At 72.6% G+C, this 2,199-nt stretch carries 2 protein-coding genes; both read left to right on the plus strand.

What is annotated here, in order from left to right:
* Nucleotides 1-220: 220 nt before the first annotated feature.
* A complete protein-coding gene (locus IG62_RS0140785; protein ID WP_030816303.1) occupies nucleotides 221-1,639 on the plus strand; it encodes a pyridoxal phosphate-dependent decarboxylase family protein in 1,419 nt (472 codons plus the stop codon).
* Nucleotides 1,636-2,199: SidA/IucD/PvdA family monooxygenase (locus IG62_RS0140790; protein ID WP_037840499.1), on the plus strand; the 564-nt coding region annotated here is incomplete at its 3' end. The genes IG62_RS0140785 and IG62_RS0140790, both read left to right, overlap by 4 nt.

Raw genomic sequence — 2,199 nt, forward strand, 5'->3', positions numbered from 1 at the left:
CTCTTGGTCGGCAGCGTCAGATGTGTATAAGAGACAGCACCACCCCCCGCCCCCCGCACCCGAACACCTGCGGTACACCCGTACCACTTACGGGTGGTATGACCGCGACCGGTGGATACGCGCCGTACAGGGAAAGTAACTTAGGGCCGCCTAAACAGCTCGTCCGCACCGGACCGGGCAGGCACACAGCCCCAACCCTCCCTGACAGAAGAGCACACCCATGTCTGTGCCCCCTGCCGGCACCGCCCTCGCAGGCGGCACCCACGGCCCCCGCGCACTCCGCCCCCTCCTCGACATCGTCCTCGAAGCCCTCACCACCGGCGCCGAGGACCGCGCCGGCCCCCTCCCGGCCGGCGGCCCGGACACCGTCGCCCGCGCCGTGCACGACGCCTGCCACCCCCTGCTCCCCGACCACGGCGCCGGCCCGCACGCCGCCCTGCGCACCCTCGTCCACACCCTCGCCGCCGGCGCCGCCGACCCCGCCGACCCGCACTGCGCCGCCCACCTGCACTGCCCCCCACTCGCCCTGGCCACCGCCGCCGACCTCGCCGCGGCCGCCCTCAACCCCTCACTCGACTCCTGGGACCAGGCCCCCGCCGCCTCCACCCTCGAAACCCTCACCAGCCGCGCCCTCGCCGCGCTCGTCTACCCCCAGGCCACCGCGCCCGACGCGCTGATCACCACCGGCGGCACCGAATCCAACCAACTCGCCCTCCTGCTCGCCCGCGAGGCCACCCCCGCCCCGGGACGACCCCACACCGGCCCCCTCCAAATCGTCTGCGGCGCCAACGCCCACCACTCCATCCACCGCTCCGCCTGGCTCCTCGGCCTCCCCGAGCCCCTCACCCTCCCCACCCCCAACGGCATCCTCACCCCCGACGCCGTCCACACCTGCCTCGCCAACCTCACCGGACACACCGGCCCGGTCCTCCTCACCGCCACCGCCGGCACCACCAACTCCGGCGCCATCGACCCCCTCACCGACCTCGCCGACCTCGCCGACCACCACGGCGCCCGCCTCCACATCGACGCGGCCTACGGCGGCGCACTCCTCTTCAGCGACACCCACCACACCGCTCTCACCGGCCTCGCCCGCGCCCACACCGTCGCCCTCGACCTGCACAAACTGGGCTGGCAACCGGTCGCCGCCGGCCTCCTCGCCGTCCCCGACCCCAGCGCGCTGGCCGCCCTCACCCACCAGGCCGACTACCTCAACGCCGACGACGACACCGAAGCCGGCCTCCCCGACCTCCTCCACCGCTCCCTCCGCACCACCCGCCGCCCCGACATCCTCAAAATCGCCGTCACCCTCAAAGCCCTCGGCCGCCACGGCCTCGGCGAACTCGTCGACCGCACCCTCGCCGCCGCCCAGACCCTTGCCGACCTCATCGAGGACCACCCCCGCTACGAACTCCACTCCCGACCCACCCTCACCACCGTCCTCTTCCGCCCCAAAGGCGCCGACGACACCACCCTCGCCACCATCCGCCGCACCCTCCTCACCGACGGCCAGGCCGTACTCGGCCGCGCCACCACCCCCACCGGCCTCTGGCTCAAGGCCACCCTCCTCAACCCCCACACCCGAACCGGAGACCTCACCACCCTCCTCAAACTCGTGGAAGGCCACATCCCCCGATGAGCAGCACCCCCGAAACCCCCGTCACCCACCCCGCCACCCCCGACGAGCCCCTCGACCTCGCCGGCATCGGCATCGGCCCCTTCAACCTCTCCCTCGCCGCCCTCGCCCACCCCCTCACCCACCTCCGCACCGCCTTCTACGACCAGCGACCCGCCTTCCACTGGCACCCCGGCCTCCTCATCGACGGCGCCACCCTCCAAGTCCCCTTCCTCGCCGACCTCGTCACCCTCGCCGACCCCGCCAGCCACTGGACCTTCCTCAACTACCTCAAAACCCGCGAACGCCTCTTCCCCTTCTACTTCGCCGAGCGCTTCCACATCCACCGCGCCGAATACGACGCCTACTGCCGCTGGGTCAGCGAGAACCTCCCCGCCCTCCACTTCGGCCACCAGATCGACGCCGTCCGCTGGAACCCGGAACGCGAAATCTTCGAAATCGACTACACCCAACTCGGCACCGACGGCGAAGCCGAAGCCCTCGGCCGCACCCACGCCCGCCACCTCGTCCTCGGCATCGGCACCACCCCCCACGTCCCCGTCCCCCTCCGCCCCCTCGCCGAC

Origin of the sequence: Streptomyces sp. NRRL S-337 (assembly GCF_000720175.1) — a bacterium.
Classification (GTDB): Bacteria; Actinomycetota; Actinomycetes; order Streptomycetales; family Streptomycetaceae; genus Streptomyces; species Streptomyces siderophoricus.

Bases quoted from the DNA above. Each gene is read 5' to 3' on its own strand.
- IG62_RS0140785 (WP_030816303.1), top strand. From the start codon at position 221: ATGTCTGTGCCCCCTGCCGGCACCGCCCTCGCAGGCGGCACCCACGGC.